This window comes from Prevotella sp. TF12-30 (assembly GCF_003436715.1).
Lineage (GTDB): Bacteria > Bacteroidota > Bacteroidia > Bacteroidales > Bacteroidaceae > Prevotella > Prevotella copri_A.
On record NZ_QSQJ01000004.1, the window covers coordinates 141,159 to 164,365 of the forward strand.

At 48.6% G+C, this 23,207-nt stretch carries 19 protein-coding genes; 8 read left to right on the plus strand and 11 right to left on the minus strand.

Annotation, left to right across the window (positions count from 1 at the left end; genetic code table 11):
• Positions 1-3 precede the first annotated feature (3 nt).
• The 5 genes from dnaB to DXD25_RS03185 all read right to left on the minus strand — a co-directional run bounded on the left by dnaB (position 4) and on the right by DXD25_RS03185 (position 6,944).
• Complete coding sequence (gene dnaB / locus DXD25_RS03165) at positions 4-1,530, minus strand: replicative DNA helicase (RefSeq protein WP_117661759.1); 1,527 nt, start codon at positions 1,528-1,530, stop codon at positions 4-6.
• On the minus strand, positions 1,511-4,153 hold the full coding sequence (locus tag DXD25_RS03170) for a hypothetical protein (RefSeq protein ID WP_117661760.1): 2,643 nt from the start codon (positions 4,151-4,153) through the stop codon (positions 1,511-1,513). Before DXD25_RS03170 ends, dnaB begins: the two co-directional genes overlap by 20 nt.
• Positions 4,154-4,165: 12 nt before the next feature.
• Entirely contained in the window at positions 4,166-5,083 is a 918-nt protein-coding gene (locus tag DXD25_RS03175) for an ABC transporter substrate-binding protein (protein WP_117661761.1), read from the minus strand.
• Positions 5,084-5,156: 73 nt separating this feature from the next.
• Positions 5,157-6,338, minus strand: coding sequence for a class I SAM-dependent rRNA methyltransferase (locus DXD25_RS03180; protein ID WP_117661762.1), 1,182 nt, complete (start codon positions 6,336-6,338; stop codon positions 5,157-5,159).
• A gap of 66 nt (positions 6,339-6,404) precedes the next feature.
• Positions 6,405-6,944 carry a 3'-5' exonuclease gene (locus tag DXD25_RS03185; RefSeq protein ID WP_367379912.1) on the minus strand — a complete coding sequence of 180 codons (540 nt, stop codon included), beginning with the start codon at positions 6,942-6,944 and terminating at the stop codon, positions 6,405-6,407.
• A 186-nt stretch (positions 6,945-7,130) separates the two neighbouring features.
• Here DXD25_RS03185 and DXD25_RS03190 point away from each other — a divergent pair, with 186 nt between their 5' ends.
• From DXD25_RS03190 to DXD25_RS03230, 8 genes are all read left to right on the plus strand, one after another.
• Positions 7,131-9,752, plus strand: coding sequence for a DNA translocase FtsK (locus tag DXD25_RS03190; RefSeq protein WP_117661764.1), 2,622 nt, complete (start codon positions 7,131-7,133; stop codon positions 9,750-9,752).
• A gap of 28 nt (positions 9,753-9,780) precedes the next feature.
• On the plus strand, positions 9,781-10,380 hold the full coding sequence (locus DXD25_RS03195) for a LolA-like putative outer membrane lipoprotein chaperone (protein WP_089542491.1): 600 nt from the start codon (positions 9,781-9,783) through the stop codon (positions 10,378-10,380).
• Between the two features lie 117 nt (positions 10,381-10,497).
• A complete protein-coding gene (locus tag DXD25_RS03200) occupies positions 10,498-11,586 on the plus strand; it encodes a phosphotransferase enzyme family protein (RefSeq protein ID WP_117661765.1) in 1,089 nt (362 codons plus the stop codon).
• Between the two features lie 14 nt (positions 11,587-11,600).
• On the plus strand, positions 11,601-15,503 hold the full coding sequence (locus tag DXD25_RS03205; RefSeq protein WP_233522171.1) for a TIM-barrel domain-containing protein: 3,903 nt from the start codon (positions 11,601-11,603) through the stop codon (positions 15,501-15,503).
• Positions 15,504-15,647: 144 nt separating this feature from the next.
• Positions 15,648-16,082, plus strand: coding sequence for a Fur family transcriptional regulator (locus DXD25_RS03210; protein ID WP_117661766.1), 435 nt, complete (start codon positions 15,648-15,650; stop codon positions 16,080-16,082).
• A 92-nt stretch (positions 16,083-16,174) separates the two neighbouring features.
• Entirely contained in the window at positions 16,175-16,735 is a 561-nt protein-coding gene (locus DXD25_RS03215) for an NADH peroxidase (RefSeq protein ID WP_117661767.1), read from the plus strand.
• Positions 16,736-16,966: 231 nt separating this feature from the next.
• Positions 16,967-17,221: a hypothetical protein gene (locus tag DXD25_RS03220; RefSeq protein WP_147327830.1), complete on the plus strand. Its 255-nt coding sequence runs from the start codon at positions 16,967-16,969 to the stop codon at positions 17,219-17,221.
• Between the two features lie 165 nt (positions 17,222-17,386).
• Positions 17,387-17,674, plus strand: coding sequence for a hypothetical protein (locus DXD25_RS03230; protein WP_147327831.1), 288 nt, complete (start codon positions 17,387-17,389; stop codon positions 17,672-17,674).
• A gap of 36 nt (positions 17,675-17,710) precedes the next feature.
• Here the strand turns inward: DXD25_RS03230 and DXD25_RS03235 are convergent, their stop codons facing one another.
• The 6 genes from DXD25_RS03235 to DXD25_RS03265 form a co-directional block, all read right to left on the minus strand.
• A complete protein-coding gene (locus DXD25_RS03235; protein ID WP_117661771.1) occupies positions 17,711-18,271 on the minus strand; it encodes a DUF5675 family protein in 561 nt (186 codons plus the stop codon).
• Between the two features lie 49 nt (positions 18,272-18,320).
• On the minus strand, positions 18,321-20,963 hold the full coding sequence (locus tag DXD25_RS03240; protein ID WP_147327832.1) for a VirE protein: 2,643 nt from the start codon (positions 20,961-20,963) through the stop codon (positions 18,321-18,323).
• On the minus strand, positions 20,960-21,265 hold the full coding sequence (locus DXD25_RS03245) for a cell division topological specificity factor (protein WP_117661773.1): 306 nt from the start codon (positions 21,263-21,265) through the stop codon (positions 20,960-20,962). The genes DXD25_RS03240 and DXD25_RS03245 overlap by 4 nt, the downstream gene beginning before the upstream one ends.
• A gap of 66 nt (positions 21,266-21,331) precedes the next feature.
• Positions 21,332-21,604: a DUF3127 domain-containing protein gene (locus tag DXD25_RS03250; protein ID WP_158556278.1), complete on the minus strand. Its 273-nt coding sequence runs from the start codon at positions 21,602-21,604 to the stop codon at positions 21,332-21,334.
• 602 nt (positions 21,605-22,206) lie between these two features.
• Complete coding sequence (locus DXD25_RS03260; RefSeq protein ID WP_117661776.1) at positions 22,207-22,590, minus strand: hypothetical protein; 384 nt, start codon at positions 22,588-22,590, stop codon at positions 22,207-22,209.
• Between the two features lie 10 nt (positions 22,591-22,600).
• The gene (locus tag DXD25_RS03265) at positions 22,601-23,110 is read right to left on the minus strand and encodes a hypothetical protein (RefSeq protein ID WP_147327833.1); all 510 of its coding nucleotides are present in this window, start codon (positions 23,108-23,110) and stop codon (positions 22,601-22,603) included.
• Positions 23,111-23,207: the final 97 nt, after the last annotated feature.

The following is a 23,207-nucleotide window of genomic DNA, read 5'->3' on the forward strand; positions in this document are numbered from 1 at the left end:
CAACTAGAAAGGTAACGGACCGTCAGGTCCTGTCATAGGCGGAGGTGGAATGGCACCACTGGCAATCATCCCATCAGCAGCCCCACTGTTCATCTTGGAACCCATGATTTCGCCACCCTCCTGTACTGGAGTATAGGAATCGGTAGGATCCTGGAAGCGAGTGAACTCGCCACGGAAGTTCAGGAGTACATCTCCGGTGGCACCCTTACGGTGCTTGGCGATGATGATCTGCGCCATACCATGAAGATCGTTTCCCTTTTCATCCTGATAGATGTGATAGTATTCCGGACGATGAACGAAGAGTACCATATCGGCATCCTGCTCGATGGCTCCGGATTCACGGAGGTCGCTCAACTGTGGTCGCTTTCCTTCGAGACCCTCACGGTTTTCTACGTTACGCGAGAGCTGAGAGAGGGCGAGCACCGGGATATTCAACTCCTTGGCAAGACCCTTGAGGGAACGTGAGATGGTGGAAACCTCTTCCTGACGGCTACCGAACTTCATTCCGTTGGCATTCATCAGCTGGAGGTAGTCGATCATCAACAGCTTTACCCCCTTCTCTCTCACCAGTCGGCGCGCCTTGGTTCTCAACTCAAAGACGGAGAGGCCCGGAGTATCATCTATATAAATAGGTGCACCCGTAAGAGAACGGATCTTCTTGTCCAGTCGCTCCCACTCGCTTGGATCCAACTGACCGTTCAGGATCTTCTTACCCGAAATCTCGCAGACATTCGAGATAAGACGGTTGACCAGCTGAACGTTGTTCATTTCAAGCGAGAAGAATCCGATAGGCACCCCGTGATCCACCGCAACATTCTTGGCGATACTCAGCGCGAAGGAAGTCTTACCCATGGCAGGACGTCCGGCGATGATCACCAGGTCGGAAGGCTGCCATCCGGAAGTCATATCATCCATCTGCTGGTAACCGGTAGGAATACCCGTGAGTCCGCCCTTGTTCTGGGCAGCACGCTGCAGGATATCCACGGCATCCTTGATCACCGGATCAATCTGGGTGTAATCCTGCTTCATATTACCCTGAGAGAGCTGGAAGAGCTCACCCTCGGCATGCTGCATGAGTTCATCTACATCCACACCCTCATCATACGCCTGGGTCTCGATGTCGCCGGCATAATGGATGAGCTGTCGCTGCAGATATTTCTGCGCCAGGATTCGGGCATGGTACTCGATGTGGGCAGCCGAAGCCACCTGCGAGGAAATCTCCATCAGGTAACCGGCTCCACCCACCTTCTCGATGGCGCCCATCTTGGTGAGTTCATCCGTAACGGTCATGATATCCACGGGGCGCTCCTCCATATTCATGGTCTGAATCGCCTCGTAGATTTTCTGATGTCTCGGATCATAAAAGGTTTCGGGTTTCAGCATCTCGGATACTACCGAAAAAGCATCGGTATCAATCATCAATGCACCCAGAACCACCTTTTCCAACTCCACCGCCTGCGGTTGCAGGTGGGCGTAGTTGGTATCTATCTGTGTCTTGTTATTGTTATTTCTATTCTGATTTATCGGCATACTTCTTTATTTCTTCTTGCGATTTCTGGTGTTCAGCCACTACCTGATTATAGATAATCATCAAATCAGTGTAAGAACATCCATAGTTCTTCAACCATTTATAGTCTTCCTTAAGGGCTTCAAAGAATACATTCTCATCCTTTTCCACATAATAGGCATAAGCCCTGAAGAAAGGTCCCATAGCCTTTTTCGGCTGATGTTCTATCAATGCCAGGAGACCAAGCGAATAGTTGTTGTACGCTTCGGCAGCCTTATCATTCTTCATCATCTTGAAGAAGAGATCCATCGCCTGCATCATCATATTCTTCGTATCCTTACCCTCTTTTTTCATCTTCTCGAAACTACCGAAAAGCTCGTTCGCTTCGGCGAAATATTCATCCAGGCGCTGATGAGCCTTCAGGAAGTTCTCTTCCGCATGTTCGCCACCTATCTTGATAAGCAGCTGTGTGAGCAAGGCTCCCGCCATCTGATTCTCCGGGTGGGTATAATCCAGCTCGTAAGCCAGCGGCATCGCCTCTTCAAATCTGTTGTTCATGACGATGAACTTCAGTTTATCCAGTTTCAACTCGAAGAGTTCCTCTTCCGAGAATGAATCCTTGAACTCCATCAGCTTGTCGAAATTCTCCAGATACTCATCCACCTGGATGAGATTACGATAGCAGATGCCCAGCTGCAGATATACCTGCTTCATGTCAGGCTTTATCTTCAGCATCTTCTTGAAGTGATCAACAGCCATGCAGAGACTATGATTGTCTCCCTTCTGCATACATACCCATCCCTTCATGAAGTGCATCTCCAGCGTGTCGCATGGTACACCTTCCAGCATCACTTCAACCAGGTCAGGGAACTCGCGGCGGAAGGAATAGCGGGCTATAGCCATGCGGTACTTATCGAAGAATTCATCCTGGAAAAGAGGACCCGCCAAGACGGCATAGGCTGGTTTGTCATCATCCAGCTCGTCGAGGATATTGAAGATTTCATCCTTCGCTGTATAGAACTTGGAGAAGCGCAGGAGGTTGCGGATGTAGTTGATACGGATACGCTTTGCACGATGCTCTCCAGGCTCTTTAAAAAATTCATTAACAATCTCTTCCTCATCTGCAGGCTCGCTGCCATCTCCCTCATCCTCAGGGTCATCGTAACAGTCAACAATATTCTCCGGTATCTCATTAGGATGAGAGACGATCAGGTTTGCCAGGGAATAGGCATCGGCAGGACATGACCTTGCAGTAGAACAGAAAGCCTTGCAGAACTTTCTCTTCTCATCTACGAATCCGAGAGCCTCGGTTATATGAGGATTCTTCAGATAGAAAGGCATGAACCAATTGTACAGATGAGTAAAGAACTCTGTCTGGTCTCGTAACATCTTAAACTGCGGCAAGAGGATGTCAATACCCTTATCCATCATTTCATCCATAGAGAGCGGGCTATCCATATCCACGTCGAGATTAGGGATTCCATCCTCGTCGGTATTGATATCGACAGAACGGATAGGACTCTCTTCCGAAGTTTCCTCGTCTTCATCGATTTCGAAGATATTTCGCATATCTTCATCAGCCTCCAGCAAATTGGCTACCTTATCCTTCAGGTCGCCGAGGAAACGTTTTGACAGCGATGCCATGATGTCATTGGTATAGTCGATAGACTTCTGTTCGCTGAATACAGTCACGGCAAGCATCTTCTGGGCTTTTATGATTTCGGCAAGCAAGTCTGGATCATTCTTGCAATCCTCGGTCAACTGCTCTGCAAAGCTACGGAAGTCAGGCTGCTGTTCGTAGCAGCCGCAATTCGTAGAAACCAGCAGCCATCCCAGGAGGGCACGCACCTTCACCTCATCGTCATCTGCCAGGCGGTAGATATCGTAGAGCAAAGTGAATTTACCCATATCAAAGACAGTGGCGGCAGAGAGCGTAATGGCACTCACCAGCAGCTGAGAGGTCAAGGAATCAACTGTAGGCGAAAGGATGGTGTCTTTGACAACAGCACGTTCCTCATCATTCCAATATCCAGAAGAGACAAATCTGCCGAAAATCTTTTCGCGATACTCTTCCCACTCCTGATACAGACGGGCTGAAGCCTGGTCCTGCTCCTCCTTCGAGAGGTCGTGGTTCAGGAAAAGCATCGCCTCTCGGGAAACGAATTTCTCGAGGGTTGGCTTCACCTCTTTGATATCTATCGCCTCGCCCTGCTTTTTCAAATCCTTGAAAATACCCTGTTCTGAACGGATATCCATCTCGATATCTACCAGAAGCTGATCAAGCTCAGAAACAGCGCCGAAGACGAACTTCGTTCTAGCCTCGGGTGTCATTTCCGGGATATCAAGCTCCTCTGATGGTTTGACATACTGCTTGAGAATGCCAAGCATATCATCTGGCAACTTCTTGCGCTGCAAGAGACTCATGTTGGCGAGAACGGTTGTCAGCAAACCATGCATCAGACGGCGCATATACTGCTTATGGTTCGGACAGTTTTCAAAAATTGCTACAAGCATTGGCTTGCATTCGGCGAAACGCTGCTGATGAATCAAATCACGCATTTCATCTACCTTCTCCAACAAAAAATCCTGATCCAAAACTTCTTCTGGGTTATTAGACTCTTCTGACAAATTTACTTCTTCTGACATAATTGTAGTTGTTTAATTGTTAATATCTGCCACCTTAAGGTCTCGCTGGCGAGGCTCCATAGCGTGACTGTACTTTAATTTTGGCAGATTGCTAACGGTTTGGGCATCAATACCATAATACTTAGTCAGTAAAGCAGCATAGTGTTGTACGCCATTCTTATTGATGCTATCTACAGCGATGTCGTAAGCTTTCACGAATCTGTCGATTTGATTTTTTCTTCGGGGTTCCGCCTTCAGTTTGCTGCGGAAAGCAATCACTCCCAACTGGAGGTTCTTGTCTCTACTATCCGCCAGTGCCACATGCTTAGCCATTCTTGCCTGTGTGGCGTATGGCTCCGGCATCCAGGCGGCATCCATCTCATTGTTGAGGAGCATGCGCAGACGGATGTTCAGGTCGTTGATCTGCACGCGATATACGTCATACTTGGTCTTCACGCTGTCGATGACAAGCGTTGAGAGATAATCGGTAGCAGAATGACGGGTCATGGCTATCATCTTGTCTGACAGCTGCTTCAGCTCCGAGATACGCGCCTTGCGGTTGGTGATAAGCTGCCAGTACAGATTGGTAGAGACAGGATAGAAGAGCTGTGTACCCTGCTTCTGCAGGCGGGCAGCTCTCACCAGGTCGGTCACCGTACCCTCTACCCTCTTTCGGGCGATGGCTGTATCGCAGTCCATCTGCGCATTGTAGCGATAGAGATGTACCGTTACTCCCTGCTTCAGGAAGATGCTGTCCTCGTAAGCCAGATATACCGGAAGGCAATCGAGCGTAGGCATCACACCCACCTTGAGCGAAGCCCGGTCGATGCTGTCGAGTCGGGCCTTCTCCTGTTTGCTCAGTCGCAGTCGCTTCTGCTGTGAATCGCCGCAACTGGCCATTCCCAGCAGAAGTGCTGAAACCAGACATATCATGATTGAAAATTTCTTCATTGTATTTTTACTCTACATTCTTCATCGTATATACTCTGACATAGAGATTTTACTCTTTTTATGTTGTCAGAGCTTACTCCACATAAAGCACGAGTCCCTTCAGGTATTCGCCTTCAGGATGATAGATGTTGATAGGATGATCGGCTGGCTGATGCAACTGGTGCAGGATGCGAACCTTTCTTCCTGCCTGGGCTGCTGCAGTAAACACGGCGTTGCGGAAATTATCCTTGGTAACCACCTGAGAACAGCTGAAGGTGAAGAGGATTCCACCCTTCTTGATTCTCTGCAAGCCCTTTACATTCAGGCGGGTATATCCCTTCAGCGCATTGCGCAGCGCTGCACGGTGCTTGGCAAAGGCTGGAGGATCGAGGATGATGAGATCATACTGCTGGTCGTGCTCATCCAGATACTTGAACGCATCCTCGCAGAATGCCTCGTGGCGTGGGTCGCCAGGGAAGTTGAGAGCGATGTTTTCATTGGTCAGCTCGATCGCCTTAGCGCTGCTGTCCACGGAGTGAACCGCCTTGGCATTGCCGCGCATGGCATAGACTGAGAAACCGCCGGTATAGCAGAACATGTTGAGCACGCTCTTGCCCTTGGCGTAATGCTCGAGCAGGGAGCGGTTCTCACGCTGATCTACGAAGAAACCGGTCTTCTGACCGCGCAGCCAGTCAATATGGAACTTCAATCCGTTCTCCACAGCCACGTCATCGGCATCGCCACCCAGGATAAAGCCATTCTCCTGGCGCAGGTCTGCCTTGTATGGCAGGGTGGTCTCGCTCTTGTAGTAGATGTTCTGCAGCTCGTCTCCCATCACCTGCTTCAGCGCCTTGGCAATCTCCATACGGCATACATGCATACCCACACTGTGAGCCTGCATCACGGCAGTAGGACCATAGCAGTCGATAACGAGACCCGGCAGGTTATCTCCCTCGCCATGCACCAGTCGATAGGTGTTGTTGTCTGGATTTCCGGCGATACCTACCGCCAGTCGCATCCTGTAAGCCGACTCCAGTCGGGCGCACCAGAATTCGTTGTCGATATCCACATCGCTGAAAGAGAGCACTCTCACGGCGATGGAACCGATCTGATAGTGACCGATAGCGATGAAGTCGCCAGCAGAAGTGAAAACCCTTACGGTTTCACCTTCCTCTATATCATTGTCCATGCGCTGGATAGCGCCGGAGAATATCCATGGATGGAATCTCTTGAGAGATTCTTCTTTTCCTTTCTTTAAATATACGTTCTTATACATTATTATATTATATAGTCTTTTAAGTTCTATCAATTCTCTCATTTACGAAAAATCGAATACATCAACCTAGAACTCTACCAGCTCGTAATCGTCAGCCTTGCTGAGACGGTTGAACTCCTCGTAGATATGAATGCAGCACCATGCATCCGTAGCGGCATATCTGCACTGAGCCTCTCTGAGCTCCTGAGCTTCCCAGTTGCTGAGTCGCTGCGCCTTGCTGATTTTCTGATGGAAGAGGTTGGCGTAGATTTTCTGCAGACTCATATCCTTGATGCCGAATTTCTTAGCCACATCCTGCAACTCGATGAAATATCCCGGCTTGAAATCGCATCTGCGATGCAACTGCAAGAGGTCATCATGCCAAGACAATCCCACTTTTGGCACCTTTTTATCCTCCAGGAATCGGATGATGGCTGGTGTCATACCCGTGAGATGCAGGCGGAAGAGATAGCAGGTATCGCGGGTACTCACCTGCAGCAGTGATACCTGGAAGTGCATACCCTTGGAGAAACTTGGTCGTGTCTCCGTATCCACACCCAGAATATCCTGTCCCAGGAGATATTCTACAGCGGCATCTGTATCTTCAGCCTTATCTATCACTATCATATTGCCAGGAAAGAGAATTCGAGGCAGGCTATTGATAGTTTTCTTTTCGAAACTAGTGAAAATTATCTTCATTACTGCTATTTATTCATTACAAGTTGCAAAATTAGCAAAAAATCCCGAAAAAAAGGAGCGTTTCTCAATCTTTTTTGCTAATTTTGCAGTTAAATATTAAAAAGAAATAGAAAAATGGCAAAGAAAAGAACATCAGGCAAAACTAAATCATTTAGCGAAGCCATTGGTTTACAATATATTTTCAACAATACGATTACCGATTTCTTCCTCGGACTCGCCTTGCTCGTAGTTGCTGTCGTCATGATGCTGGCGATGATTTCATTCCTCAGTACGGGTGCTGCCGACCAGAGCTTGCTGGAGAACCTGAAGCCCGGAGAATGGACCAACACCCAGCAGCTGTTCCAGAACTACTGCGGATCCATGGGAGCCATCCTCTCCTATTGGCTGATGGCGGTGAACTTCGGTTTCCCTGCCTTCCTGATTCCCTGCTTCGTGGTAATGGTGGGTTTCCAGCTGATGAATGTCTATCGCGTGAATCTCTGGAAGTGGTTCTTCTGCATGATGGTGGTGATGATCTGGTCATCCGTCACCTTCGCCAAGTTCCTTACTCCTATCTTCGGTAGTCTCATCTTCAATCCGGGCGGAAAGCACGGAATGTTTGTGGTCCAGACCTTGGAGAATGTCATCGGTCCTCCGGGACTCACCGCCATCCTTCTCTTCGTGGCGATCGCATTCCTCACCTATATCACCACCGAGACCATCACCATCGTGAGAAAGGCTCTCAATCCTATCGGCTATATATCTAATAAGGTGAAATTCGAGATTACCAACCATAAGGAGAAGCAGGAGGAGGATGATGCCATCGATGAAGCTTACCGGAATGCTGCCCAGGGTACGGTGGAAGATGAAGAGGATGAGACGGACGAGAACTCTCAGGCTCAGGAGACATCCCAAAACCAAATGGCAGACCAGAACGAGGAAAGTTCTCTGCAGCAGATGGCTGAGGAGCAGAAAGATGAGGATGAGAAGACCACCTCGCCAATCGACCTCGATGCAGCCGCTGCCGATGACAGCCAGCAGGCTGATGCCGACAAGAACGTGGCAGCTCCGAGCCTGATTCAGCAGCAGCGTGAACTCAGAGCACAGCGCGCAGAAAGAGAGCGCCAGGAGATGGCTGCTGCCGCTGCCGCTTCGGCTCATATCGGAATGGATATCTCTGTGGCTACCGGAGAGGAGAAGGCTACCAGCAACACCGTAAGCAATGCCGAGGTGCTCAATACGCCTATCAATCCGAAGGAGCCGTTCACAAGATACAAGTACCCTACCCTCAACCTGCTGAAGAAATACGACGACCAGGAGGTGTCTATCGACGAAGAGGAGCAGAAGGCCAACAAGAACCGAATCATCGAGGTGCTGGGCAACTTCGGCGTACAGATCAAGACCATCCGTGCCACCGTGGGCCCTACCATCACTCTCTACGAGATTCAGCCTGCCGAGGGTGTGCGCATCTCCAAGATCAAGAACCTGGAGGATGATATCGCCCTGAGCCTCGCTGCCCTGGGTATCCGTATCATCGCTCCTATCCCTGGCAAGGGAACCATCGGTATCGAGGTGCCTAATGCCAAGGCAAACATCGTGAGCATGGAGAGCATCCTGAACTCCAAGAAGTTCCAGGAAACCAAGATGGAACTGCCTATCGCGCTGGGTAAGACCATCACCAACGAGGTGTTCATGGTGGATCTGGCGAAGATTCCTCACCTGCTCGTTGCCGGTGCTACCGGTCAGGGTAAGTCTGTTGGTCTGAACGCCATCATCACTTCCCTGCTTTACAAGAAGCATCCTAACGAGCTGAAGCTGGTGCTCATCGACCCTAAGAAGGTGGAGTTCAGCGTATATTCACGCATCACCAACAAGTTTATGGCTGCCGTTCCGGATGAGGAGGAGCCTATCATCACCGATGTAACCAAGGTGGTGAGAACGCTGAACAGCCTCTGCGTGCTGATGGACAGCCGCTACGACCTGCTGAAGAAGGCGGGAGCCAGAAACATCAAGGAGTATAATCAGAAATACGTGAACCACAGACTGAAACTGACTGATGGTCACGAATTTATGCCATACATCGTGGTAATTATCGATGAGTTTGGAGATTTGATTATGACAGCCGGCAAGGAGGTAGAGCTTCCTATCGCCCGCATCGCCCAGCTGGCACGTGCCGTGGGTATCCACATGATCATAGCTACCCAGCGTCCTACCACCAGCATCATCACCGGTAACATCAAGGCGAACTTCCCTGGACGTATCGCCTTCAAGGTAACTTCGGCCATCGACTCCAAGACCATCCTCGACAGAACGGGAGCCAACCAGCTCATCGGTCGTGGTGATATGCTCTATCTCAACGGCAACGAACCGGTGCGTGTACAGTGCGCCTTCGTAGATACACCAGAGATTGAGCGCATCAACGAATACATCTGCAATCAGCCTGGTCCTATCGAACCGATGGAGTTGCCTGAGCCAGCCAGCGAAGATGGCGGCGTAGGAGGCAACGGCAGCGTAGATGCCCGCAACCTGGATCCATACTTTGAGGAGGCAGCCCATGCCATCGTTCTCTCGCAGCAGGGCAGCACCAGTATGATTCAGCGCCGTTTCAGCATCGGCTACAACCGTGCCGGCAGACTGATGGATCAGCTTGAGGCAGCAGGCATCGTAGGAGCCGCTCAGGGCAGCAAGCCAAGAGAGGTACTCCTGCAGGATGAGAACCAGCTCAATACATTGCTGATGCAGCTGAGAAACTCATAATTTGAATAATACAATAAACAGTAAGGATATGAAAAAGATTTTAGCTATCGCTTTCGCAGCGATGATGAGCCTGGGCACTATGGCGCAGACCGCCCAGCAGGTGCTCGACAAGACCGCTGCCGTTATCGGCAACAAGAAGGGTGCTACCGCCAACTTCAAACTGTCTAGCCCTAAGTACGGCTCGGCAAGCGGTACCATCACCATCAAGGGTAACAAGTTTAATGCGCGCACACCGGAAGCCATCGTATGGTATAACGGCAAGACGCAGTGGACCTATATGAAGAAGACCAACGAGGTGAACGTGAGCAACCCTACCCAGGCCAAGCAGATGTCGATGAATCCTTATACCTTCATCCACATCTACAAGACAGGATATAAGAGCAGCCTCAAGACTGTGGGCAGCAACTATCAGGTGCATCTCGTAGCCAACAACCAGAAGCGCACCGTGGCAGAGATGTATATCACCATCAACAAGAACACCCACGTGCCATCGCAGGTAAAGATGCGCCAGGGTTCTACCTGGAGCACCATCAACATCTCCGGTTTCAAGGCAAAGGGTATTTCCAACAATTCCTTCGTCTTCAACAGCAAGGAATTCCCAGGAGCAGAAGTCATCGACCTGAGATAAACGCCCTGAAAGGGCAAAAGCTCCTAGCCCAGGGTATCACCCTGGGTTAAAAATCCAATAAGAAACTACGCCCTGTAAGGGCAAAAGCTTTAAAAATATATTTAAAACCAAACTAAAATGAAAGATCTCAAACCTATCATCTCACAGTTCGACATCACCGGAACTGTAAATGAGGTAAAGCCTCTCGGTAATGGACTCATCAATGACACCTACAAGGTGACAACAGTAGAAGACGATGCACCAGACTATGTTCTCCAGCGCATCAACGACTCTATCTTCACCGATGTAGATCTCTTGCAGCATAATATCGAGGAAGTAACTACCCACATCCGCCAGCAGCTCGAAAAACAGGGCGCTGACGATATCGACCGCAAGGTTCTCACCTTCGTCAAGGCGAGCAACGGCAAGACCTATGTAAAAGACGAAGACCAGCAGTACTGGCGCATTTCCGTCTTCATTCCTCGTGCCATCACCCAGGAGGCTGTCAACCCGGAAAGCTCCTACTACGCAGGCAAGACCTTCGGAGAGTTCGAGGCTCAGCTCACCGACATCACCGACCGTCTCGGCGAAACCATCCCTGATTTCCACAACATGGAACTGCGCCGCGACCAGCTCCGTCAGGCAGTGAAGGAAGACCGTGCAGGACGCGCAGAAGGCGTGAAGGATTTCATCGCAGAAATCGAGAGTTATATGGATGAGATGTGTCTCTGCCAGCGCCTCTTCCGCGAGGGAAAGTTGCAGAAGCATGTCTGCCACTGCGATACCAAGGTAAACAACATGATGTTTGATGAAGAGGGCCGCGTATTGTGCGTCATCGACCTCGATACCGTGATGCCATCACTCTTCGTGAGCGATTACGGCGATTTCCTCCGCACGGCAGCGAATACCATCGCCGAGGATTCTCCTGAGTTCGAGAAGATAGATTTCCGCATGGACATCTTCGAATCGTTCACCCGCGGCTATGTGGAGTCAGCATCAGCCTTCCTTTCTCCACTGGAGATTTCCCTGCTTCCTCATGCAGCCGAGCTCTTCCCATATATGCAGGCAGTCCGCTTCCTCTGGGATTACCTCAACGGCGATCACTACTGGAAGTGCAAGTATCCTGAGCACAACCTCGTAAGAGCCCAGAACCAGTGGCATCTTTTCCTCAAGGCGAAGGAACACGAGGCAGAGATGAAGGCATTCATCGAAAAACTCTCAAAATAATCTATAAATAAAAAATGAGTAATATTTATAAGAAATTATCTGTTGGCAACCTGATGGCAATGGCAGTAACCTTGCCTATGGTTGCCAACACAACCAACACAGCATCATCTCCCCTGCTTCCTTCCGCTCCCGATGCCCAGAAGGCTTCACAGACCGTGAAGGCGGGAGATGTCCAGATTCTCAGAATCAATCCTACGCTGGTGGAGATTGTCTTCGCCAACCAGCAACGTGTCGCCGTAGATTTCTATGGCGAAAGTGTTTTCCGTATCTTCGAAGATCACAACGATGGCGTGATGAGAGCGCCCGAGGCAAAGCCTGAGGCGAGCATCCTGGTGGATAATCCACGCACTGCCCTGAATCATAAGCAGGTGAAGGTAGAGGAGAACGACAACTCCATCATCCTTTCTACCACCAAGGCACAGGTCATCTTCGACAAGGCCACCCAGCTCTTCAGAATCATCAACCTTGAAGACGGAAAGACCGTAGCAGAGCAGAGCGCTCCGGCACAGTTTACACCCGAAAAGGTAACCCTCAGCCTGCGCGAACAGCCGGATGAGTATTTCTTCGGTGGCGGCGTACAGAACGGAAGATTCTCTCACAAGGGTGAGAAAATCGAAATCGTCAACACCAACAACTGGGTAGATGGCGGAGTGGCTTCCCCTGCCCCATTCTATTGGTCAACCGCTGGCTACGGCTTCATGTGGTACACCTTCAAGCCAGGTCTCTACGACTTCGGTTCTACCCAAAACGGAAAGGTAGAACTCTCTCACGAATCCAGGAACTTAGACGTTTTCTTCATGGTGGGCAAAAAGCCTACCGATCTGCTCGATGGCTATTACCAGCTCACCGGCAACCCTGTACTCCTCCCTAAGTTCGGCTTCTACGAGGGCCATCTCAATGCCTACAACCGCGACTACTGGAAGGAGGCCGACAAGGGTCGAACCATGGTGTTCGAGGATGGAAAGACGTATAAGGAGAGTGCCAGCGACAAGACCGGAATCAAGGAATCACTGAATGGCGAGAAGAATAACTACCAGTTCTCTGCACGTGCGGCAATCGACCGATATGTGAAGCACGATATGCCGCTGGGATGGTTCCTGCCAAACGATGGATACGGAGCCGGATACGGTCAGGAGAGTACCCTGGACGGCAACATCCAGAACCTGAAGGAATTCGGTGATTACGCCCGCAAGCACGGTGTGGAAATCGGACTCTGGACCCAGTCTGACCTGCATCCGAAAGACAGCATCGAGGCGCTCCTGCAGCGCGACATCGTGAAGGAGGTGGGAACCGCTGGCGTAAGAGTGCTCAAGACCGATGTGGCCTGGGTAGGCGACGGCTATTCCTTCGGATTGAACGGTGTGGCTGACGTGGCTCAGATCATGCCTTACTATGGCGGGAATGCCCGTCCGTTCATCATCTCGCTCGATGGATGGGCTGGTACACAGCGATATGCATCCGTCTGGTCGGGCGATCAGACGGGCGGCGACTGGGAGTATATCCGCTTCCACATCCCTACCTTCATAGGCGCCGGACTCTCGGGTATCTCCAACATCACATGCGACAACGACGGTATCTTCGGCGGAAAGAATCCGATCGTCAACATGCGAGAGTTCGAATGGAAGGCCTTCACCGCAATGGGTCTGAACATGGATGGCTGGGGCAGCAATGCCAAGTATCCTCATATCCTGGGCGAACCGGTTACTTCCGTCAACCGCTGGTATCTGAAGCTCAAGTCAGAGCTGATGCCATACATCTACACAGCAGCCCACGAGGCAGTAACCGGCAAGCCGCTGGTTAGAGCGATGTTCCTCGACGAAGCCAACCCTTATACCCTGGGCAAGGCAACACAGTATCAGTTCATGTGCGGTCCATCGTTCCTCGTGGCTCCTATCTACAAGGAAACCAAGATGGATAAGGAGGGCAACGACATCCGCAACGGCATCTACCTGCCTCAGGGCGAATGGGTGGATTACTTCAGCGGACATATATATAAAGGTGGAAGAATCATCAACGAGTTTGAGGCTCCCTACTGGAAACTGCCTGTCTTCGTGAAGCGAGGCGCCATCATCCCGATGGTAAATCCTAACAACAACGTATCGCAGATAGACAACACCCAGCGCATCTTCGAACTCTATCCATACGGAGAAACCCATTACGCCCTCTATGATGACGACGGCAAGACCGAGCTTTACCGCCTGGGCGAGCACGCCACCACCCACATCACCTCTTCCCTGCAGAAGGACCGTCTCGAGGTACACATCTACAAGACCACGGGCCACTTCCAGGGTCAGGAGAAGAACCAGGCTACAGAACTGCGCATCAATCTGAGCCAGATGCCTAAGAAGCTGGCGGCGAAGATTGGCGGAAAGAGCGTGAAGCTGACCCAGGTGAATTCGCTCGATGAACTCCGCAAAACCGGAAATGCATGGTTCTTCGACGAGGCTCCTCAGCTCAACCGCTTCGCCACACCGGGCAGCGACTTCGAGAAGATGGATATCCGCAAGAATCCGATGGTTTATGTGCGACTGGCGAAGACCAACATCACTGCCAACGACGTAGAGCTCCGCATGGACGGCTATCAGATGGATGATGCCGATGTGCTGCTCCACTCCACCGGTGCCCTCGCAGCCCCTCAGGTAACGATGAAGGACAGCCAGAGCCCTAACAAGGCATTCGAGCTGGTGGCTACCTGGAACAAGCAGGCCAACGCCGACTACTATGAGGTAAAGGTGGATGGCGTGATTCATTCCACCATCCGCAGCAACGAGTTCACCATCGAGAACCTGAAGCCGGAAACCGATTACGAGGTGCAGGTGAGAGCCGTGAACAAGGACGGCGTTTCTGAATGGGCCACCGTTCAGGCGCATACCATCAAGGACCCTCTCGATGAAGCCATCCGCAACATCACAGCCACCAACTCTACGAAGGACTGGGAAGGCCTGGAGGTTTCGAAGATGTTCGACTTCAACGAGAAGAACTTCTGGCATACCGACTACTACAAGAAGGAAGGTGTACTGCCATTCGATGTAACCCTCAACCTCAACGGCATCGCTAAGCTCGAGAAGATTCACTATCTCCCGGCTTCTGAGCGCGAGACCAACGGACAGATTCAGAAGGGCAAGTTCGCCATCAGCAACGACGGCATCAACTGGACCGAGACCGGAAGCTTCGACTGGAAGAACGAGAATGCCGTAAAGGAATACCAGTTCCAGGGCAACCCAGAGGCTCAGTACATCAGGATGACCGTAGAGGAAGCCCGAGGCGGAATGGGTTCGGGTGCCGAGATGTACGTATTCAAGGTTCCGGGCAGCAAGATGGAGAAGGCTGGCGACATCAACCACGACGGACGCATCGACGAGAACGACTTCACCTCTTACCTCAACTACTGCGGATTGCGCAGGGGCGACAAGGACTTCGAGGGCTACGTAAGCAAGGGCGATATCAACGGCAACGGTCTCATCGACGCCTACGATATCTCCGTGGTGGCTACCCAGCTCAAGAGCGGAGTGAGCAGCAAGAAGGTGCCAGCCGTAGAGGGCAGCATCAGTCTCGCAGCCGACAAGAAGGTGTACAAGGCAGGCGAAACCATCACCCTCACCGTAAAGGGCAAGGGTCTCGTATCGCTCAATGCCCTGAGCTTCGCCCTGCCATACAACGCCACCGAATACGAGTTCATCGGAGTGGATGTGAAGGATATGGGCAAGATGGAGAACCTCACCAAGGACCGTCTGCACTCAGATGGCAGCAAGGTGCTCTACCCTACCTTCGTCAACATCGGGGAGCAGCCAGCCGTAGAGGGCACCCGCGATCTCTTCACCATCAAGCTCAAGGCAAAGAAGGCATGCAAGCCAGCCTTCCAGCTCAACCAGCTGATGATGGTAGATAAATTCCTGGGCGTAAAGACCGGAAAATAGCCTCTTTTTTTGTGAATAAACATTTAATTCTGTAAATTATCTAAAAATAATACCTATTATTTTGGATATTTTACAGAATTATTTGGTAGATAGAAATAAATTCATTACCTTTGCAAACGTAAAAATCAATCAAGAGATAGGAATATGAAAAAAACAGAAGCTTACAACAGATTGGTAGAGAAAGGCATCAGACCATCAGTACAGAGACTGGCAATCCTGGACTACCTGATCAAGCACCCTACCCACCCAAACATCGAAGATGTTTACAAAGCTTTGGAGAACAAGGTACCGACCCTAAGCCGTACCACAGTGTATAACACGCTCCGCATGCTGAGTGAGGTAAATGCAGCCCAGATGATCACCATCGACGAGCATCGCGTATGCTATGATGGCAACATCGAGCCACACGTTCACTTCTACTGCAAGAACTGCGGCAAGATCATCGACCTCTTCGATGAGCCAGCACCACGGGTAACAGAGACCAAGGTGATAGATGGCAACATCGTGCAGGAGGAACAGCTCTACTACAAGGGCATCTGTTCAGCTTGCGCCAAGAAGATGGAGAAGAAGACGAATTAACTGGAACAGAAAGCCGAAATGATTCGTCAGACAAGAGATTTAATAGTAATAAGATAATACAATACAAGAACATTTTTTAATACATTAACATTATGAAGAAGAAATTTATTTGCACCGTTTGTGGTTACATCTATGAGGGTACTGAGGCACCAGAGAAGTGCCCTATTTGCAAAGCTCCAGCCAGCAAGTTCAAGGAGATGGAAGATACAGTGGATGATGATTTGACATTCGCTACTGTACACGTTCTCGGTCAGGCATATAAGGATAGCGTCAATGAGGAGGTTATCAAGGGTTTGAAGGATCACTTTGCAGGTGAGTGTGGCGAGGTAGGTATGTATCTTGCAATGGCTCGCCAGGCAGACCGCGAGGGTTATCCAGAGATTGCAGAGGCTTACAAGCGTTATGCTTTCGAGGAGGCTGACCATGCATCTCGCTTTGCAGAGTTGCTGGGTGAGGTTTTGGGTGATACCAAGAGCAATCTCGAGGCACGCATCGCTGCTGAGAAGGGTGCTTGCGAGGACAAGTTCCGCATTGCCAAGCTTGCCAAGGAGCAGGGTTCTGATGCTATCCACGATACTGTTCATGAGATGGCTAAGGACGAGGCTCGCCACTGTGCAGGTTTCGCAGGTCTTTACAAGAGATACTTCAAGTAAGACTATTTTTAATTTTTTTCGATACTAAGTCCTGGAGCCCGGTTCCGAATCATAGAGATTCAGAATCGGGTTCCTTCGTTTTCGGTTGGGGATTTGTGATGGGGTTCATAAAATGAAGCCCACCAACTTTTTAGATACATTTTTTAGAAAGCCCTATTTTTTTCTATGATTTTCTTGGTAGTTTCAAGAAAAAATTGTAGTTTTGCATTGTTAAATATAAATATATTGATTATGGCAACAATAACATTAAGACCGGAAGTATATGACAAAGCTGCAATATTTGCAAGAAAAGACAAACTCAATATCGAAGATTGGGTAAACAAGGTCTTGCTAAAGATTATTGTAGAAGCACCTAAGGCTGAGGAAACCCAGAAGTTGAATTCCTCAAAGATGTTTAGTTGGGACGAATTAGCTGGTATATTTGCCTCAGACAAGAGTGACAAGGAACTTCGTGATGAGTATCTGGAAGAAAAATACGGAATATGAAAATCTTTTGTGATACTAATATCATTGCGGAATTTTTAGAAAAAAGACTGCAATTCGAAGCAGTCGCTAAAATAATAAAATTATCACCTGACAAAAATACTCTGTTTTTGTCAGAAGGGGGGATTCTATACCATAACATTTTTGGTAGACAAACAATTGAGAAGAATGAATATCTATAACCCCGAGCGTTTGGTAAACGAGCGGAAAATATTGCTTCGTATTCTTGATACATTTCAAATTGTTACAGCTTCAAAAGCAGGGCTAGAACAAGGGGTAATAGATGATAAGTTTAAAGATTTAGAAGACAGTTACCAGTATCAGGCTGCTTTAAATTGTGATGCCGATGTATTGTTAACTATCAATATCAAGGATTTCGATGGAGTAAAAGATAAGCAACAAATTAAAATCATGACTCCTCAAACTTTTGTGGAGCAATATCAGAAAAGTTGGTGACCTTCATTTTATGAAGCCCACCAACTTTTTTAGAAATCAGATAATCGTGATCCAAACCGTTTCTCCCTGCTGCTGCGCCTCATCTATCCGCTTCATCAGGCGGGTGAGCCAGATGCGGGAGTTCACCACCATGCCCTTCAGCCTGTTCTCGCCCACCAGGATGCAGCCCTGGGTATCGTCGGGATAGTTGCCGGCATGGATGCGGATGCCCTCAAAACCGGGCACACCCTGCACATACGGCAGCCACTGCCTGAAACGGGGCGAAAATGTGATGAGCACGCGGTACGAACCCTCGGGGATAGCAGTGTGGCCAGGAATCTTCCTCGCCACTTTGCCGCTTACCCTGCTATACTTGGCATTCACCTCCTGAGGTTTCAGATCCACCCCTTTCAGATTGCGCCAGGTAGGCTCCATCGTATCACAGAAGTAGGTATCATCAGACAACTTCTGCATATCAAAACTATGTCTGAAGCTGCGCTTGTCACCAGCTCGCTTGCCCGAAAGCGACTTGCGAATCACATCACCATCGGCAAGCAGATACAGTCTGCCGATGGTATAAGTATTTTTCTTGGCTATTCGTTCTAAAACTATTTCCATAAGCATAAGATTATTTAATTACTACTTGCATAAGATTATTTAATTACTACTAAGAAGAAGAAGTGGAGGATGATCCGGAAGAAGTGGAGGATGAACCTTTCAGAAACTTCAACTTGCGGAAAATAAAACTGTAACTGTCACTGTCACGCTCTATCCTTACCACATATCCCCGGTGCTCCCATTGTCTGAGCGCTACCTTCGCCTTCGAGATGTTGTCTTCATAACCCTCCTTCTGTCTCACCTTTACATAATCATCGAGCGAGAATTCATCAGGCAGAAGCTCCAGCAGATTCATCGGTCCTCTTGGCGAGGTCTTCCGGATATCAGAGCCATCATTGTCGGCATCATAAATCATCTGTCCGAATAATTTCAACTTACACCACAGATCATACCGCTCGCTCCATCTCACGAAATCCTCAATCGACTTCTCCCACTTCATGCCATTGGCCACATAGAGCACGCACGCCTTGAGATAGGCAATGACGTTGGCACGAAAGCTCAGATTCTCGAAGACATAGTTCTGAGAGAGACGCGAAAACTCGGCATTTTCCTCCACCAAAGTCTTGGCAAGGCGCATAGCCTGCGGACAGTTTACCAGCCCTCTCGCCTTCAGGAGATTGTCGATGTAGGGCTTCAGTTCCTCATCAAAGGCGGCATCATAGGTGCCATATACGGGGATATCCGAACCGCAGGGACGGCGCTCGATGGTGGCAAACGAGATGCGGGAGATAGGTCCATCGGTTACCACCTTGCGGAAGTAATCTCTGCACTTCTTGGGAGTGCAGCAGGCGTTCCAGTTGAAACGTACCTTCACCGTCTCGGTGACGCTCTGGGTGCCCACTCGGTCCTGTCCGTAATTGCCCAGGTCGAAAGCCAGCTCCATGATGCGGAAATGCTGGTTGGTCTTGCCCTTGAGGGCATCGAAGAGGTTCAGTTCGTTTACCTTGGCATAGAGGAAATGATTCGCAGCTTCCTTCATGCGGAGCACGAATGCAGGATTGGTCATATCGATGTTTACCTCCTGTATCACAAGCCCTTCCGGACGTTCACGCCTATCCTTGTTGGCACCCTTGCTGTTGCATTCATCCTTCCATTTTCTTTCACGTTCACGCTGCTCGGCGTCACGTCTTCTGATATCCGCCATGATTCTGTTGATCGGTTGGGTAATCGCCTCCTTTCCGCTTCCTGTCGGTGCGCAGAGGATTGACGATAGTGTTGCTTCGTGCTCTACATTATCAATATAGCGGAATCGGGTTTCCAGGAGATGCGAAGCAAGCGGCGGAAATACAGCCTGAGATACCGCAGGGCGATAGATGGAAGGCGTCTTGGAGATGAGGAGCTTGATGAGCTTGGGCAGTTTCTGCGGCATCTGATGGATGTTGTAGAAATAGGATTCGGGATTATGGATATCGCCGAAATCTTCATCATCATAGCTTCCCTCTCCCCTCGCCTTGCTGTCAGCCTCCTGAGCCAGTTTGATGGCTGTACGCACAATGCTGGGCATGCGGTGCGACTGCTTTCTGCTGCAGGCACTCTCCACGGTGGTGAAGGCTCGCTTCTGGTCTTCGCCGAAGATGGGGATGATCTGCTTGATCCATGCCGGATTGTCATCGCAAAGGTAGCGGAGATAGCAGGAAAGCGTAAAGATAAAGGAATTACGGGATCCGTGCTCCGGCTCGCCGCCAAGCAGTTCTATCAGCTTGCGGATGAGCTGATAATAGGGAATGCCTTGGTACTCCGTGGGGAAGATTTCCGGGCAAGCATCAGGATGAGCTCCAGCAGGGCTGAGATTACCAGCAGCAGTACCATTGCTATCACCAGATTGGGCAGGCTGAATAGCAGAGCCAGAAGAAACAGCAGGATGGCTGTGAGTGCCCGGAAGTCGATTGTCTTGAACATCTGAATTACTTTGAACTTTGAGATTTGAACTTTGAACTTGATGATTTGCCCCCGCCAGGTGTTCCGGGGATTTGCAATCCCCGGCAAGGGAGTATGTAACGATTCTTTCCTTAAACAATTCCTCATTATTGATAAAGAGGATATAGTCTTCGGGAACAATGAAAGACGGACGAGCTAGATCCTTCACGCATACATCATATTCCTCATCTCCCAGCTGCTGCGACATCCATTTCTGGGCATCAGCCAGCGACATACCATCAGGAATGATGAAAACGAGGCGCAAGCCCTCGGAAGAAGGAGTTACGTGAACCAGGACTATCAGATCGAGAACGCTGATCATCTGCTTAGAGTCGGCCGGCTCCTTGCTTGTGTTTATCTGCTTAGAGCTGGCTGGCTCCTTGCTTGCCGGGGATTGCAAATCCCCGGAAACCATCATAACCTCCAGCCTCTTCTCTGAAAGCAGCTTCTTCTTCTCTTCCCAATATCCACGAGGATTCGGGATATGGTCGATATCATAGATGGAAAAGCCGCTGGGGATGGCATCACTGTTGCATCTGCGGCCATTCCTGAAGGTGGCATGAGGAGTAAGTATCGGAAGGCGCTTCTTGAGCTGAGTCTTCAGCGTCTCGAAATCCTCGTTATTCATCTCGCCACGACGCTTGCTCTCCAGCGCATCAGCTATCTGCGAACAAACATCCTTCACCACGCTGCTCCTGGTAGCCTGGTGGAAGAGCTCGGGGGTGCAAACCTGCACCACCCGGCTCATTACACTATTGGATATTCCGAAACTCATAGGCGATTGTTAAAGATAAATTCACTCGCATCCTCACTCTCGCAGCGGATGGCTTCGGCTGGCTCAATATCGGTCTCCTGACGGTTGATGTTGAGATGCAGTCTCACATAATCCTCATCTACACTGGCCACCCCATGAGGCAGCTTGACAAACTTGCGGGGCTTGGTTCTCACCTTACCGCTGGAGAAGGCATTGAAGTTGCCCTCCTTAGGACCTACCAGGGCTATAGAGCCTCTCTTGCGTTTCCCACTGGCTACAAGAGCCTTATACACTTCGTCTGAAATCTGTACCTTAATATACATGATACTTTTAATTTTGAGGTTGAACTTTGTGATTAGTAAAATGCTTTAATTTTCTGCTAATCACCCTTAAAACGGCTGCACCTGCTCGAAGTCAGCGATGCTTGTCTCGCCATAATAGCGGCCGTTATACTCTCTTACGCTGTGGCGGAGTTCGATGCCAATCACCTCACCCTCCTGAGCCGTAAACTTATCCACCGCCTCACCAAAGAGTCGGGCAACATACTGGTCGGGATGCATTGCATTCTGCACACTCTCAACAACCACCTCGCGAGATTTCCAAGGCTTACCTGTCTGCTGGCTCGTTCCACTCTGGGTGGCAAGGAGCTTAACGATTTTCATTTTTTCCTTCATGATCTAACTTTTAAAACTAATCTTTAAACTAATCTAAAACATAAATTATATTCTACATCAGGCTCATCATGAAACTTCGAAATGGTACCAGTTTCCTCGGTACATGAAAAAGCCCCGTAACCAGACTTATCATCTGATTACGGGGCAAAGATACGGCAATTTTTCCAATAGGATTTTTAGGAAAAATAGGATTAATCATTAAACCTATTTTTTCGAAAAAAGCATCAATCATTAAACCTGTTTTCTAAAAAAATTACGCTAAAATCAGCCGAATAGCTAAAAATGAACTATTTATGAGTTTTTCACCTCAACAGAGGTAATGATTTAGCAACAGTTCTAAATTCTGCAATCTGCATACGTTTGCTGCCTAACAACTCTTTTCGGCTGCAAAAATACAAAAAAAATAATGAATCTAAGAATTTTATTAAACAAAAAATATCAAACAGAGAAATATGTTGCAAAAAGCACTGTCTTACTAGTGGTCTGTAAAGTCTAAAAGTTGAGTAAAACGTCGTTCGTCACATACTGATGATTGATGAAATATCACACGTGCCTTACTAAACTTTTAGACTTTACAATCTACTAGTTGTTTATTTTGCGAAATACGTATTTACAACATTTGTTGTTGTATTTTGCAATTTTAGCAACTTGTCGGTAAATTCTAAAACTTTAAACTTAACAGGGAAAGTTTTTGTACCCTTTCCTTCTGATGGAAAAATAACATAAAATGTTTCTACGTTTTCCTGCTGTATTAAGTATGGCTTCTCTATAGTATGAGTCTGTCCATTAAAGGAGAAACTAGTTGTGTATGTCGTATCTTTGAATATAAGACTCGAAGTATAAGACTTTCCTTTTGGCAATTGCAACTCCCATTTTTTACCTTTTAAGCTGTCGATTTTAAATGATTGTGCATGAACTAATTGCCCATTTAGGAACAATAGAGAAATAAAAAAATATTTAAAAATCAACTTCATATTTATTTAATTACTTTATACCTGTTAATACTATATTATAATCTTGTAAAAAATACCCAGCATTAACTGAGTACATACAAGCAAGCTCAGGGTCCATATAAATAGCAGCACCCGTATTGGAGTTATATCCTACACATAACACATTATAGGTAGAGCTTTCTATTTGGCTATTTACATCAGTCATGACGGGATGCTTGGCATCTATTGCAGACTTATAATTTGTAAATGTTTGAGTTTTAAAGAAATGTGTTACAAAAGGCTCGATATAATCCAAAGAAACACCATCAATCAAAGGATTTGAATTATATGTCTGTGTATAATATAGAATATACGCTCCCTCATTTACTGTTCCACCAAAAACTTTATTGTTTGCATACTCCATAATTGATGTTACGCAGGCATTAGGTATTTGCTTTGCCATTGTTGTTGGCAAACTGCTTTTGACAAAGACATCACCTTTTTGTTTTGAATATTTTGTCGGGTTATAAATTATTTGAGTGGAAATCTGTTCTTTCGACACATTGTCTGGCTCGATTAAATCAGTCCCTTCACATGCGACCAAAAAAGTCACAGGAATAAAAAAATAACAAATGTTTTATCTTCATATACATTTTCCT